Annotated in this window: 8 protein-coding genes; 7 read left to right on the forward strand and 1 reads right to left on the reverse strand. The window is 65.6% G+C overall.

Features of this window, described 5'->3' with window-relative positions; all coding sequences use genetic code 11:
• Positions 1 to 80: 80 nt before the first annotated feature.
• Genes MKD49_RS19105 through MKD49_RS19115 form a run of 3 tightly spaced genes read left to right on the forward strand, consistent with a single transcriptional unit; the run spans position 81 to position 6,678 of the window.
• Positions 81 to 1,772 (forward strand): ShlB/FhaC/HecB family hemolysin secretion/activation protein, encoded by a 1,692-nt coding sequence (locus tag MKD49_RS19105; RefSeq protein ID WP_252697100.1) that lies wholly within the window; start codon positions 81 to 83, stop codon positions 1,770 to 1,772.
• Between the two features lies 1 nt (position 1,773).
• Positions 1,774 to 5,889: a filamentous hemagglutinin N-terminal domain-containing protein gene (locus MKD49_RS19110; protein WP_252697101.1), complete on the forward strand. Its 4,116-nt coding sequence runs from the start codon at positions 1,774 to 1,776 to the stop codon at positions 5,887 to 5,889.
• Positions 5,890 to 5,910: 21 nt separating this feature from the next.
• Entirely contained in the window at positions 5,911 to 6,678 is a 768-nt protein-coding gene (locus tag MKD49_RS19115; RefSeq protein ID WP_121043072.1) for a FecR domain-containing protein, read from the forward strand.
• A gap of 81 nt (positions 6,679 to 6,759) precedes the next feature.
• Here the strand turns inward: MKD49_RS19115 and MKD49_RS19120 are convergent, their stop codons facing one another.
• Positions 6,760 to 7,533: a 3',5'-cyclic-nucleotide phosphodiesterase gene (locus MKD49_RS19120; RefSeq protein WP_252697102.1), complete on the reverse strand. Its 774-nt coding sequence runs from the start codon at positions 7,531 to 7,533 to the stop codon at positions 6,760 to 6,762.
• Between the two features lie 460 nt (positions 7,534 to 7,993).
• Here MKD49_RS19120 and MKD49_RS19125 point away from each other — a divergent pair, with 460 nt between their 5' ends.
• From MKD49_RS19125 to MKD49_RS19140, 4 genes are all read left to right on the forward strand, one after another.
• Complete coding sequence (locus MKD49_RS19125) at positions 7,994 to 9,661, forward strand: HD-GYP domain-containing protein (protein WP_252697103.1); 1,668 nt, start codon at positions 7,994 to 7,996, stop codon at positions 9,659 to 9,661.
• A gap of 108 nt (positions 9,662 to 9,769) precedes the next feature.
• Complete coding sequence (locus MKD49_RS19130) at positions 9,770 to 11,344, forward strand: hypothetical protein (protein ID WP_199725084.1); 1,575 nt, start codon at positions 9,770 to 9,772, stop codon at positions 11,342 to 11,344.
• A gap of 10 nt (positions 11,345 to 11,354) precedes the next feature.
• Positions 11,355 to 13,427, forward strand: a complete 2,073-nt coding sequence (locus MKD49_RS19135) for an ATP-binding protein (RefSeq protein ID WP_252697104.1) — start codon at positions 11,355 to 11,357, stop codon at positions 13,425 to 13,427.
• Entirely contained in the window at positions 13,424 to 14,164 is a 741-nt protein-coding gene (locus MKD49_RS19140; protein WP_252697105.1) for a response regulator, read from the forward strand. The genes MKD49_RS19135 and MKD49_RS19140 overlap by 4 nt, the downstream gene beginning before the upstream one ends.
• The last annotated feature ends 333 nt before the right edge of the window (positions 14,165 to 14,497 follow it).

Raw genomic sequence — 14,497 nt, forward strand, 5'->3', positions numbered from 1 at the left:
GGCAGTGACAGCGTGGCTTGCCGCCGCGCTGCGCAACAAGAGAACTGGGAGGGCTCGCCGGGGGGCGGGTCACAGAGACAATGAAACGATGCTTTGGGCATTCTCTGATCGGGATGGCGCTGCTGGGCAGCGCCGTCGCCGCATGGGCACAGCCGCAGCCGGCACCACAGGCGTCCGCCCTGGCGGCGGGCAGCGCGCCGGTCCGCAACGACGAACGATTCGACATCACGCGCTTCGCGGTGGAGGGCAACACCTTGCTGCCCCAGGCCAGGGTCGACGAAGCGGTCACGCCTTTCCGCGGCCCCGGCCGCGTCTATGGCGACATCCAGCAGGCGCTGGAAGCCCTGGAGAACGCCTATCGCAGTGCCGGGTATACCGCCGTGCAGGTCAGCGTGCCGGAGCAGGAACTGACCGGCGGCGTAGTGCGCCTGCAGGTGGTCGAGACGGTGGTGGGCAAGGTGGTGGTGAGCGACAACCGCCATTTCAGCGAGCAGAACATCCGCGCCAGCATTCCGCAGCTGGTGGAGGGCAGTGCTCCCAACCTGCGGCGCATTTCCGAATCGGTGCAACTGGCCAACGACAATCCGGCCAAGCAGGTCAACGTCACGCTCACCGCCTCCGAATCCACCAACCAGATCGATGCGGCCATCACGGTCAAGGATGACAATCCCCTGCGCGTGATGCTCAACGTCGACAACAGCGGCAACCGTGATACCGGGCAATGGCGCACCGGCGTGGCCGTGCAGCACTCCAACCTGTTCAACCGCGACCATGTGGCTACGGTGGCCTACACCACCTCGCCCGACAGTCCCTCGGGGGCCAAGGTCGACCTGTATTCGCTGGGTTATCGTCTGCCCATGTATGGACTGGGCGACAGCCTCGATTTCATCTACGGCAAATCCAACGTCACCTCGGGCCAGACGCTGGCGGTCAACTCCACGCTCAACATCACCGGCCGCGGCGAAATCTATGCGCTGCGCTGGAACCACTACTTTGCCCGCAGCGGCGAGTGGAGCAGCAAGCTGGTCTTCGGTGCCGACTACAAGAAGGTCGATTCCAGCTGCAACATCAATGGCGGTCTGCTCAATGGCGCCTCGCTCAATACCTGCCTGCCGTATTCCACATTGCCGCTGTCGGTGAGCTACAGCGCGCAGCAGCAGGGCGTGGGACAGGTGCTGGACTACAACCTCGGCATCGCCCGCAACATGGCCACCGGCGAGGCGCGCCGCAACGACGCGCTGCAGGTGACGGACCGTTATTCGCTCTTCACCGGTTCGCGCCAGTCGATGGACAATTTCATCATCGTGCGGGGCGGTGCAAGCTGGTTCAAGGTCTTCCAGAATGACTGGCAGGTACGCCTGGCCAGCAGCTTGCAGGTCTCTCCCCATGCGCTGCCGCCGGTGGAACAGTTCGGTCTGGCCGGGGCCAATACCGTGCGCGGCTTCACCGAGCGCGCGGTGGCTGCCGACAGCGGTGCGGTGGTCAATGCCGAACTCTATACCCCGGATCTGCTGGTCAAGAGCGAAGCGCGCGGCAACCTGCGTCTGCTGGGCTTTGTCGATGCCGCGCGCGGTGCCAACAACAACGTGACCGGGGCTTCGACGGTGCCGTCCACGCTCACGCTGGCCAGCTTCGGCGCCGGGCTGCGCTATACGCTGGGACGTGACTTCACCTTGCGCCTGGATGTGGCGCGGGTTCTGCTCAACGGCAATTCCGTCACCGAACAGCGGGGCGATCTCAACGCCCACCTGAGTGCCATCCTGGGGTTCTGACATGACATCACCATCCACTCCCGCACCAGCCCCGGTTCCGCCGGCCATCGAACTGCTGCCGCCCTCGATCACGGTACGCGTCGGCAAGCGCCGCCTGACGCTTTCCTGGCGGGCGCGCAAGCCCTTGCCGCTGCTGCTGTCGCGTCTGTTGCAGCGTGCGTGGAAGCGGGCGCTCGCGCCCGGGTTGCGGCTGTCGCTGGCCGCCGCCGCCGTGTGTGGCGCGTGGCAGGCCCCGGCGCTGGCCGCCGCGCCTGCGCCCGGTACCTTGCCCACCGGCTGGAGCGTGGCCAATGGCAATCTCAGCTTCAGCCAGAACGGCAACACGCTCAACATCAACCAGTTGTCGCCGCAGGCCATTGCCCGCTTCGCCTCGTTCAGCATCGGTGCCGATGCGGCGGTCAACGTCGCCCAGCCGAGTTCGTCCGCGGCCTTGCTGGCCAAGGTGACCGGTGCCGACATCTCGCAGATCTACGGCAAGCTCTCGGCCAATGGCACGGTGGTGCTGTACAACCCCAATGGCGTGGTGATCGGGCCCGGCGGTACGGTGGATGCCGCCCGCTTCATCGCGACCTCCCTGGCCATCAGCGACAACGACTTCCTGGCCGGCCGTCTCAATTTCATCAAGGACGGCAATGCCGGCCTGGTGGACAACCAGGGCAAGATCAGTTCGGCCACCGGCGGCAGCGTCTACCTGATTGGCGGCAGCGTGTCCAACAGCGGCATCATCACCAGCCCGCAGGGCGAGGTCATCCTCGCAGCCGGCCAGACCGTGACGCTGGCCGATACCGCCACCCCGGGCGTGACCGTGAACGTGACCGGCAGTGCCGGCAACGTCACCAATCTCGGCACCATCACCGCCGAAGCCGGGCGCATCGGCGTGGCGGCGGGCCTCATCACGAATGGCGGCGTCATCAATGCCTCCAGCGTGGTGCGCGAGGGCGGACGCATCTTCCTGCGCGCCTCGGGCAACCTGACCACCACGGCCAGTTCCAGCATCAGTGCCGATGGCACCAAGGGCGGCAATGTCACGCTGTATGCCGCCAATGCCGCCTTCATCGATGGCGATGTGTCGGCAGTGGGCGCGCCAGGGCAGGGTGGATTTGTGGATACCTCCGGGCTGAAACGCCTGGATGTGGTGAAGGTGCCGAAGGTCGGGACGGGCGGGACCTGGCTCATCGATCCGCATGATCTGGAGGTGGTGCCCAACACCACAACGAACGTCAGCTTCGATGGCTGTTCGTCCTACGCGGTCACCTCCACCGATAGTGGCGCGACGATTTCAGCGGCGACCATTTCCAATCAGCTCAGCAATGGTGTCAGCGTCAGCCTGACCACCGGCGATAGCGATGGCGTGGGCGGCAACATCACCGTCTCCGCCAACATCACCAAGAGCGGCGGCGCGGACAGCACACTGACGCTCAACTCCGCCAACAACATCAGCATCCGGGCCAACATCATCAGCGAGAGCGGACGGCTTGGGCTGACCCTCAACAGCGGCTATGTGCAGTCATCGCAAGAGAGCTTCTCGGAAGCCCGCATCATGGACGCGGTCAAGCCGCGCAATCTGAGTACCATCGACAATGGCGCACGCATCGTGCTGAACGGCGGCTCGCTGAGGGTCACCGATGATTCCGGCAACGGGGATCTGCTCATCAGCAATGGCACGGTCAACCTTGGCAGCGGCAACCTCTACGCCGCAGCAGTGCGCGTCAACAGCGCCGGTACGCTTACGCTCAACGGCGGCGGGGGCAATATCAATTCGCTCACGAACAACGGTACCGTCAGCGTCGCCTCCAACGGTGAGGGCAGATTGTCGGTCGGTAGCGATGGCATCACCAACAACGGTACGCTCAACATCAGCGGTCGCGTCAACTCCAGTGGTGATGTGACCAACAATGCCAATGCCACGCTGGTCCTCAATGGTGACGCTGCCGTGTTGAGCGTCACCGGCAATGCCAGTGTGAGCAACTATGGCACCCTGACGATGGCCGGCGGCAATGTCAGCGCGAGCTACATCCGCAACGAGACCAACGGGACCATTTCGGGCAATGGTACGTTGTCGGTCAGTGGGTCGTTTACCAATGACGGTAGCCTCGCACCGGGTGGTGACGGGACAGTAGGGCGTCTGGCGTTGCGGGCAACCGGCGACCCCAGCGATGCCAGCTTCAGCCAGGGCGATACCGGAAAAATGCTGATCGATATCGCAGGTGCCAGCGACGGCAGTCATGACGTGATCGAATTGACCGGATTCTCTTCGACCAGTCTGGACGGCAGCCTCAAGACCCGTCTGCTGAGCGGCTACTCACCCTCTGGCGAAGTGAGCATCAATGCCATCAACATCAGCGGTACTTCGTCACCGACTGGCTACTTCCGCTCCGTGACCGGGGATATCGTCACGGCGGGCGGACAGGAGAAGATGTTCAAGGCGGTCTACGGTGACAACGGCCTGGCGAACCTCTCCCTGCGCGGTGCCGAGACCTTCACTTATCAGCAGTACGGCTATTCGGAAGGGGGCTGGGAGGACCGCCAAAACTGGGTCAGCAACGCGACCGTGGGCAACGTGTCCACCTACATGCCGACCCAGATCGATACCGTGGTGATCTCGGGCAACCAGACCGTGAGACATGACAGTGTTGACGATACCATCGCCAATCTGCAGATCGCAGCGGGATCCGAGCTCAACCAGCGCGGCGGTACGCTGACGGTACGCAACAGCACCAGCAACAACGGCACGATCAGCGTCAACCGCATGAGTGGCTCGAACAACAGCATCGCTGCCCTGGTGCTCAATGGCACTACCAGCGGAAACGGCACGCTCAATATCGGCAGCACGGACTTCATCAACGGCGAGACGGTCCTGCTCAACGGAACCGTCACCTTGGCCAATGCCGCCCAGTCCAACATGACGGCGGAGCTGGTCGCCGGCAACCTGACCCTGGGCGGCGATGTCCGCCTGTCCAATCTGACCGTGTCCAACGGCACCGTGACCGGCAACGTCGGCTCGCGCCTGGTCGTGGCTGATGCCTTCAGCCAGACCGGCGGCAACCTGACCCTGGCTGATGCCGCGCTGTCGCAGGCTACCGGCTCGCTGGCCATCGGCAACATCACCGCCAACAATCTGGTGCTGCAGGCTGCCAATGGCAACCTTACCCAGAGCACCGGTACCTCGATGCGGGTGAAGTCGCAATTGATCGCCTCGGCCAGCAGCGGCATCACCTTCAACAACAGCGGCAACCAGATTGCCGGCTTTGCCGCCAACAACAGCGGCACCGGCGACATCACGCTGAAGAACGCGCTCAACACCAGCGATGCCAGCGCGGTCAGCATCAACGGTGTGACCACCACGCGCGGCAACATCAGCATCGACAACACGGGCGGCGTGGTCACCTCGGCCATCGGCACCCGCGCCAGCTTCCTCGGCAGTCTGCCCAGCAATGCCAATGGCACGGCCATCAGTACCGACAGCAAGCTGGCCACCTTGGGCATCAACAGCACCGGCCAGCTCAAGAGCAGCAACGGTTCTGTCAGCGTGGTCACACACAGCCCGCTGACCATCGGTTCGGGCGGCGTCAGCGCCACCGGAACCATTACCCTGACCGCGAGCGCCTCGTCGGGCAGCAACGACACGCTGACGGTCAATGGCGTGCTGGTTTCCACTGGCGGCAACATCACGCTGTCGGCGGGCGATTCGATGACCATCAACGCCAACATCTCCACCTCGCCTCCGGGCGTGGCGCTGCTGTCGGTGGATTCCGGCCAGGTGATCGGTTACGCCCAGGGCGTCACCATCGTCGACGCCAACGGGACGCGCACGCCGGTAGCGGCCAACTCCAGCAGTTCCAGTTCCAGTTCCAACTCCAACTCCAGCAGTACTAGCAGCAGCGCGTCCAACAGCCAGACCGCGCTGGCCGTGCAGCAGCAACAGAACCAGCAGAGCCGTGACCTGCAGGCCAGCCTGAACAACGCCCAGCTCACCGATACCGTGCCCGCCACCAGCGGCAATGTCGTACAGCAGACCGGTGCCACCACCCAAACCGTGGGCGGTACGACGGACCACTTTGGCGACGAAGGCGATGACCGCAAGCAGGCCAAGAAGCCGCTGCCGATGTGCACCTGATAACCGGATGATGTGATCTTCATGAATTCCTTCAAGCAAACTTCGCCGGCCTCGGTCCGGCGCCCCCTGGCCGGGTTGATCCTGGCGCTGCTGCTTCTGCTGGCGGTGGCGACTGCTTTCGCCCAGTCGCAGCCGGTGGTGGGCCAGGTCACCCATCTGTCGGGTGTGCTCAGCGTGCGCCATGCGGACGGTGCACGCGTGGTGCTGTCGGTGAAATCGGCGATCCTGCAAGGCGATACGCTCATCACCGAGCGCGAGACCTATGCCCGCGTCAAGTTCGTCGACAACGGCGAGATCGTGCTGCGGCCGGGTTCCGAGGTGGCGGTGAGCAAATACCTCTATGACGAGAAGGAACCCAAGAATGATGCCGTGGCCATCGGCCTGGTCAAGGGCGGTCTGCGGGCGGTGACCGGGCTGGTCGGCAAGCGCAATCATGATGCCGTCAATTTCGATACGCCCACGGCCACCATCGGCATCCGCGGCACCCACTTCGGTGCCCTGTACTGCCAGGACGATTGCGCCGGCGTGCCGACCCCGAGCGGGCAGCCGCCGGCCAATGGCCTGCATGTGGATGTGGTGACCGGGGCCATCCAGGTCACCAACCCGAGCGGATCGCAACTCTACAGCGCCGGCCAGTTCGGCTTCGTCCCCTCGATCTCGCAGCCGCCGGTGATCGTGCCGCCGGCACAGGGCGTGACAGTGACGATGCCGCCGGCCATCAGCAGCAATGGCAACACCGGGACGCAGAAGATCGGCGCGGCCAAGCTGGATGCCTGCGTGACCCAGTAAGGCGGGAGCGGCTGGCGGTAGATCAAGAGAAAAGGCACCGGCTCTGGAGCGCGGTGCCTTTGTCGTTGAGGGCGGGATGGATCAGAAGTCGAGCACGGTGCCCGTGGCCAGCATGCGCGGCTGGTGCGCGCTGTTGCCGGCCTTGATCTCGGCGGCGATCTCGTCCAGCTGCCCGGGTTTGGCGTGCGTGACCAGCACCTCGGGCCGGCCTTGCAGGTGTTGCAGTTCTTCCAGCAGCAGGCTGGGGCACAGGTGCTTGGACAGCAGCGCCAGTTCACGGTCGCGATTGGCGAAAGCGGCCTCGATGATGAGGTAGCGCAATTGTCCGATGCGATTGAGCGCTTCCCACAGCGGCGGGCAGAGACAGGTATCGCCGCTGAAGGCCAGTGACGACCCGCTCACATGATTGCGCAGCTGGTAGCCGACCGCCGGCACCGTGTGCGCCGCAGGCAGCGGCGTGATGCTGCGCTGGCCCAGTTGCACCGGCTGGCCAGGCTCGACCGTGGCAAAGCGCAGGAAGGGTTGCTCGGGGGTCGGGATGACGCTGAAGTCGGGCCAGATATGCCAGTTGAAGATGTGCTTGCGGATGATCTCCATGGTCGCGGCCGTCGCGTGCATGGTCAGCGGCGTGCTGCGCATGTCGCCCACGCTGTCGATCATCAGCGGCAGGCAGGCAATGTGATCCAGGTGCGCATGGGTGATGAAGACGTGATCGATCTGCGCCAGCCGCGTCAGCGGCAGGTCGCCTACGCCAGTACCGGCGTCGATCAAAATATCGTCATCGATGAGCAGGGAGGTGGTGCGCATGCCATTGCCACCGATGCCCCCGCTGCAGCCCAGGATTTCTACACGCATTGTGATTGCCGCTCATAGAGTTGTGGGTTCCGGCCCTGCCGCACGGGTTGAGAGGGAACCTTGTTGCAGCCCGGAAACCCTTTTCCGGACTGGCTTTGCGGACGATGTGGCAAATTATGCAACACAGGTGGATGGTAAGGGATACGGCTCATCAGCGCAATCGGGAGATCCCTGAACGCGGGCGCGGCCAAGGGGTGCTGGTCGCGGTTGCCGGCAAGCGCAGAATTGGCGGCCAAATCCCCTCAAGCTCGCTGCAAGACAGCGTGCGCTGCCGGTCTAGAATCGCGATGATGCCGAAAAAGCATCCGCCAGAAGTGCGTCGGCATTGCCCTTGCGCAATGATCGCGCCATGTCCGTCCGCCAACGCTTCAGGGAGTCGCATGTTGCCAGCAGTCCACCCAGCAGCCCACACCTGCCAGACCGTCCAGTGCCTGCACTGCGGCGGACGGGAGAGGGCGGCATGAACGTCCCGGCCAGCATGCATGATCTCGCCCCCACGGCCGGCGAGCACCGCGACATTGCCTATCGCCTGGAACGGCTGACCGAGCTGTGCCGCGAGCTGGGCAGCCAGCGCGACATTCCGCTGTTGCTGGAGCGCATCCTGCTGACCGCGCGCGACATCACGCGCGCCGATGGCGGCACGCTGTACCGCACCACCGACCATGGCGACGCGCTGCGCTTCGACATCTCCGTCAACCAGACCCTCAAGATGCACCAGGGCGGCAGCAGTGGCCAGGCCGTCTCGATTCCCGATATCGCCCTGACGCTTCCCGATGGCCAGCCCAACCTGGCGGCGGTCGCCGCCTATGCGGCCAACACCCGGGAGTCGGTCAACATCGCCGACGTCTACCAGGCCAGCGGCTTCAACTTCAACGGCATGCGCCTGTTCGACGAGAAGTATGGCTATCGCTCGAAGTCCATCCTGACCGTGCCGATGCAGGATCACGAGGGGGAACTGGTGGGGGTGTTGCAGCTCATCAATGCCATCGATCCCGACAGCGGCGTGCCGGTCCCCTTCTCGGAGACCGACCAGCGCTTCATCGAGGCCCTGGCCTCGCAGGCCGCCATGGCGATGACCAACCAGCAGTTGATCGCGCGCCTGGAGAACTTGTTCGAAAGCCTGATCAAGCTCATCAACATCGGCATCGGCGAAAAGTCGCCGCACACCGGCCGCCACTGCGAGCAGGTACCGCAACTGGCCATGATGCTGGCCGAGGCTGCGCACAACACCACCGAAGGCCCGCTGGCCGATTTCCGCATGACCGACGCCGATCGTCGCGAACTGTGGCTGGCAGCGCTGCTGCACGACTGCGGCAAGATCGGCACGCCCAGCCACATCGTGGAAAAAGCCACCAAGCTGGAAACCATCTTCGATCGCATCCACCTGATCGATACCCGATTCGAAGTGCTCAAGCGCGATGCCCAGATCCGCGTGCTGCAGGAGAAGCTGGCGCTGGGTGCCGCGCTCACGCCGGAGCGTTCTGCCGAGCTGGACGCCGGCCTGCAGGCCGAGTTTCTGCAGATGGAGGATGAGCGCGCCTTCCTGCGCAGGATCAACTACGGCAACGAAGGCATGCGCGCCGAAGACCAGCAGCGCGTGCTGGATATCGCCGAACGCAGCTGGCGCGGTCCCGACGGCCAACTCCGCAAGCTGCTCGATGACGAAGAGGCCGGCAACCTGCGCATCCGTGCGGGGACGCTCAACGATGCCGAACGCGCCATCATCAACAACCACATCGTCATCACCATCAAGATGCTGGAGTCCCTGCCGTGGCCCAAGCAACTGGCCCGCGTCACGGAATTTGCCGGTGGCCACCACGAGCGCATGGATGGCAAGGGCTATCCCAAGGGACTGACGCGCGAGCAGATGTCGGTGCAGGCGCGCATCATGGCGGTGGCCGACATCTTCGAAGCCGTGACCGCCGCTGACCGTCCCTACAAGCGCGGCAATACCCTCAACGAGGCGGTCGATATCCTGGCCGGCTTCAAGGCGCGCAATCACATCGATCCGGATATCTTCGACCTGTTCGTGCGCGAACGCATCTACGAAAAGTATGCCGAGCAATTCATGCATCCCAGCCAGATCGACCCGGTCGACCTGTCGCGTATCCCCGGCCATGGCGGGTGAAGGCGCGACGGCATCGCCAAGCTGGGTTATGCTGTTGGCTTCATAAAGTCTCCCTTCATTGAAGACGCTGTGCGCACTGCGCGGCAGCGCATCGAGGAAAAGCATCACGTGTCCCAGGCAGTAACCCGATCGTCCGTTCCTTCCAGCCCGCCCGCCAGTTTCCTGCGCCGTCATTGGCGCGGCGACTATTCGCTGGGCCGTTCCTACTGGCTGCATACCGTCCTCCTGACTTCGCTGGTGCCGGCGCTGGCCATCTCGGTACTGGCGCGGCTGACCAATGACATGCCGGCGCGCTACGGCATGGCCGGCGTGCTGGGTATCGCCGCCTTCAGCTACCTGGCCTGGACCTGGGGTGTGTGGGGCTGCTGGCGCTCGGCCAGCAAGCACGTGGCACGCGGCGGACGGCGCTGGGCCGAGGTGGTGGTCAAGTTCCTGATCGTGTGCGGTGCCATCAGCATGGTCACCAGTACCTGGCGGGCCGCGCATTCCGTGCGCGAACAGCTCGAGATCGCCCTGGGCAAACAGCTCGGGCCACCGGTGGTGTACCAGGTGCGGGTGGATGGCAAGTCGGTCCTGCTGCAAGGGGGGATGAACGACGGCGCGGCCGATGGGCTGGATGCGATCCTGCAGCAGCATCCTGGCGTGCAGACGGTGGTCCTGTATTCGGCCGGTGGCTGGGTGCGCGAAGGCAAGCTGGTGGGCGAGGTGATCCGCCGCCGCCGGCTCAATACCTATGTCGAGCAGGAGTGCTCGTCCTCCTGCACGCTGGCCTTCCTGGCGGGACGTGACCGCGCGATGGACCCGCGTGCACACATCGGTTTCCATACGCTCTATACGGTCGGCGGCGATGATCGCATCAACAAGAGCTTCGACCGCAAGCTGACCTTCGATACCTACGGCAAGCTGGGTCTGCCGCATGACTTCATCGAACGCATTGCCGATACCCCGGCGGCGCAGAGCTGGTATCCGGAGCTGGGCCAGCTGCTGCAGGCCGGTGTGCTGACGCGTCTGGCACCGGGCGGCGAGACCGCGCAACTGGCCACCATCGCCACCTCGCGCGACGTGCTGGAGGCGGAATTCAAGAAGGGGGCGCTGTTCGACATCATGGCCCGTTACCACCCCGCCGACTTTGCCCGCACCATCGACCTGGCCTGGGCCAAGGTACAGGCGCATGCGTCGGACGCCGAGATCCTGGCCGTGGGCCGCGAGCAGGTCGGCCTGTTGAGCCGGCGGCTGCTGCCGATTGCCTCTGATGCATCACTGGCCGAATTCCAGCAATTGCTGCTGGACGAAGCCGTGGCCTTGCGCGGCATCAGCGTGGCGGCCTGCACCGAGCTGATCTATCCGCGTTCGCGCGCGGAGGCGGCGGCCGGGCGCGAGGCGCCGCAAGCGGCCTTGCCGCAGGAATTCGCCAATCGCGAACAGGTGATGACGCAGCGCCTGCTGCGTGACGCCGATCCGGCCAATGCCGGGCGCTACAGCCTGGCCGAGCGCACCCGCGTGATGCGCAAGGCACTTGCGCCGCTGACCCAGGAACAACTGAAATTGCTGTCTTCGCCCCTGCGCCGCCAGGCTGACCCGGACGCTACCTGCGACGCCTCCATTGCCTATCTGCGCGCAGTCATGCAGTTGCCGGCGGACGAACGGCGGGTGGCCCTGCGCGTGCTCTACTCACGCAGCTGACACGTTCCTCATGGCCGATCTCCCAAGCTCCCGCCCCGCCTTCGCCGAAAGTCTGCGCACGCTGTTGGCAGCGCTGGCGTGCGGCGTGGGCTATGCCTTGCTGGCCAGTCCCGCTGCCCATCTGCAGGACAGCACTACGCTGGCTCCCATCGCTGCGCCGGCACCGGCGCTGATGATCGCGCTGCTGTGGCGCAAGCCGGCGCGCGACTGGTTCCCTTATCTGCTGGCGGTGTTCGTGGCGATGATGGTGGTCGGCGATCGCGACAGCCTGCCGTGGCAGGTCGATGCCGGCTTTGCACTGCTCAACGTGGTGCAGATCGTGGCCTGCGTCCTGCTGGGGCGGCGCTTCGTCAGCCGCGACGGACAATTCGACGGGCTGGTCAGGCTGGGCCGTTTCCTGCTGCTGTTGCCGCTGGTGGCGGTGGCCGTGGTGGCGGCGCTGGGTGCCACGCTGGCTGCCGATGTGATGCCGGGCGGCTGGTGGGCCGAATGGCGCACGCTGTTGGTGGGGCATGGGCTGGCGATCCTGGTGTTGACGCCGGCCGTGCTGACGTGGTCAGACGGTGCCTGGCGCAGGCTGTTCCATGACCGCATCACCCTGCTGGGCGCGCTGGCGGTGAGCGGCGTGCTGCTGGCTTGCGCGGGCTTGGGCTGGTCGGGCGAAGTGCAGCGCGTGCTGCTCTCGCTGGCGCTGGCCGGCGCCGCGCTGTATGGCGGCCTGCGCAGCGCCACCCTGGCGACCAGTCTGGCGGCCGTGATGGCAGTGCTGTTCACGCTTTACGATATCGGCCCCTATGCGCAGGAGGGGCTGGACAGCACCTGGAACCTGCAGGTCGACCTGGCCGGCCTGGCGATGCTGACCTTCTTCATTGCCGTGGCCATGCGTGAACGGCAGGTCCTGGCCGCCCGCATGGAACAGATGCGCCGTTTCGAAGCGCTGGGGATGATGGCCGGCGGCATCGCCCATGATTTCAACAATGTCCTGGGCGCGGCCGGCGGCTATACGGAACTGGCCCAGGAGCAGCTCGATGCCGACGCGCCCGCCCAGCGCCCATTGAGCGAAGTTCTGGCGGCCGTGCGTCGTGGCCGCGATCTGACCGAGCAGATCCTGCTGGCCGGTCGCCGTGGCGATCGTCAGCGCAGCCTGCTTGATATCCGCGATCCGGTGGCCGAGGCCGTCATGCTGGCCCGTCCGCTGTGTCCAGCGGGCGTGGTGATCGCCTACCAGCCGCCGCCACAACCGCTGGCCGTGCAGGGCCATGCGGGACAACTGGCGCGCCTGGCGCTGAACCTGATCCGCAATGCCAGCCAGGCGGCGCGCAGCCAGGTGGTAGTCAGTCTGCATGCCGGAGCCACGCCGGCGCAAGCGCCGCTGGCCGGTGAGCTGCCGCAGCCGCAGGCGGTCTGGCTGGAAGTGACGGACGATGGTGCCGGCATCGCCCCGGAACATCTGGCACGCCTGTTCGAGCCCTTCTTCAGCACCCGCAGCGGGGGCGGCGGCAAGGGTAGCGGCACCGGTCTGGGGCTGGCCATCGTGGCCGGCATCGCCATTGAACATGAAGGCGGCGTGGCGGTCAGCAGCGCCCCGTCGGGGACGCGCTTTCGCCTGCTGTTGCCGCTGCCGGCACAGGAGCTGCCGCTGGCAGTACCTGAGCGCGTCGTACCCTCTGCTGCGCCGGGCGCGGCCGGCGCGAGTGCCTGTGGACAAGGCGAATGCGTCTTCGTCATTGATGACGATGCAGCCCAGCGCGCCCTGTGCGCGCAGTGGCTCGCCAGTCTGGGCTACAGCCCCATGGTGTTCGGCGACCCGCAGCAGGCGCTGGCGGAATTGACGCTGGAGCCGCTGGCCGTGGATCTGGTCATCACCGATCTGGACATGCCGCAGATGCAGGGCGATGCGCTCATCGCCGCCATGCGCACGCTGCGTGCCGACCTGCCCGTGCTGCTGTGTTCCGGCCAGCCGCGTGCGCCCACCCTGGCGGCGGCGCTGGCAGCGCGATCGCTGGCCAAGCCGTATGATCTTCCTGCCCTGCGGCGTGCGGTCCTGCACGCCCTGGGCGCATCCGAACGAGGTTCTCCATGAGCATCACGCCCCCGCCGCGCATTCTGGTCGTCGATGATGACCAGGCCATGCGTCAATTGCTGGTCGACTACCTGAGCGGCCACGGACTGATCGTGGACAGCGCCGCCACCGGTGCCCAGGCGCAGGCCGCCGTGCAGGCCACGCAGTACGACATGGTGCTGCTCGACCTCGGTCTGCCCGATGTCGATGGTGCCGAACTGGCGCGCGGCTGGCGGGCTGCGGGTGGCTTGTCCATCATCTGCGTGACCGGCCGCAATGAGGAGGCCGACATGGTCATGGGCCTGGAACTGGGCGCGGACGACTACATCACCAAGCCCTTCTCGCCGCGCGAAGTGCTGGCACGCATGCGCGCGGTGCTGCGGCGCGCCGCGGCGCAGGCTGCGCCGGCCGCTCCGGTGACGCGCGGCCGGCATCCGCGGGCCTATCGCTTCGCCGGATGGGAGCTCAACCTCAATACGCGCAGGCTGACCGCGCCGGACCAGCGCCAGGTCAGTCTGACCAATGCCGAATTCAGCCTGCTGGTGGCGTTCCTGGGCGCGCCGGGCCGCATCATTTCGCGCGAATACTTGCTGGAAAGCACGCGCGCCTTCGACGAAGTCTATGATCGCGCCATCGATGTGCAGATCCTGCGCCTGCGCCGCAAGCTCGAAGCCGACCCCAAGCATCCGACCCTGCTGCGTACCGAGCGCGGGGCTGGCTATCTTCTTGATACCGAGATCGAGGTGATCTGGAGCTAGGGCCTGTTCACATTAAATCTGCGAGTGCGAGAGGTCGCCAAGCGTTGACTGCCTAGGCGCGGCGACGCGCCGTGGTGGTGCCACGGCAAGGAGCTGCAACAACGGCAGGCGACGCTTGGCGGCCTCTCCCGGAGGATTGCCCCCAGAAGGCGCGCTGGTCGCGTTGCACGTCGGGGCTGGTGGCACCACCACCAGCCCCGACGCGCGCCTTGCCACCACGCCTTCTGGGGGCAACGCATCTCGCAGATTTAATGTGAACAGGCCCTAGCGCAGGTTCTGGCGTGGCAGCCGCGCCACGGCCACCGGCAGTCGATGCTGCGGTGCGGTAAAATG

The sequence above is a fragment of the Herbaspirillum sp. WGmk3 genome, from assembly GCF_023952535.1.
Lineage (GTDB): Bacteria > Pseudomonadota > Gammaproteobacteria > Burkholderiales > Burkholderiaceae_D > Herbaspirillum > Herbaspirillum huttiense.

Bases quoted from the DNA above. Each gene is read 5' to 3' on its own strand.
- MKD49_RS19125 (WP_252697103.1), top strand. From the start codon at position 7,994: ATGAACGTCCCGGCCAGCATGCATGATCTCGCCCCCACGGCCGGCGAG.
- MKD49_RS19135 (WP_252697104.1), top strand. From the start codon at position 11,355: ATGGCCGATCTCCCAAGCTCCCGCCCCGCCTTCGCCGAAAGTCTGCGC.
- MKD49_RS19140 (WP_252697105.1), top strand. From the start codon at position 13,424: ATGAGCATCACGCCCCCGCCGCGCATTCTGGTCGTCGATGATGACCAG.
- MKD49_RS19105 (WP_252697100.1), top strand. From the start codon at position 81: ATGAAACGATGCTTTGGGCATTCTCTGATCGGGATGGCGCTGCTGGGC.
- MKD49_RS19110 (WP_252697101.1), top strand. From the start codon at position 1,774: ATGACATCACCATCCACTCCCGCACCAGCCCCGGTTCCGCCGGCCATC.
- MKD49_RS19115 (WP_121043072.1), top strand. From the start codon at position 5,911: ATGAATTCCTTCAAGCAAACTTCGCCGGCCTCGGTCCGGCGCCCCCTG.
- MKD49_RS19120 (WP_252697102.1), bottom strand. From the start codon at position 7,533: ATGCGTGTAGAAATCCTGGGCTGCAGCGGGGGCATCGGTGGCAATGGC.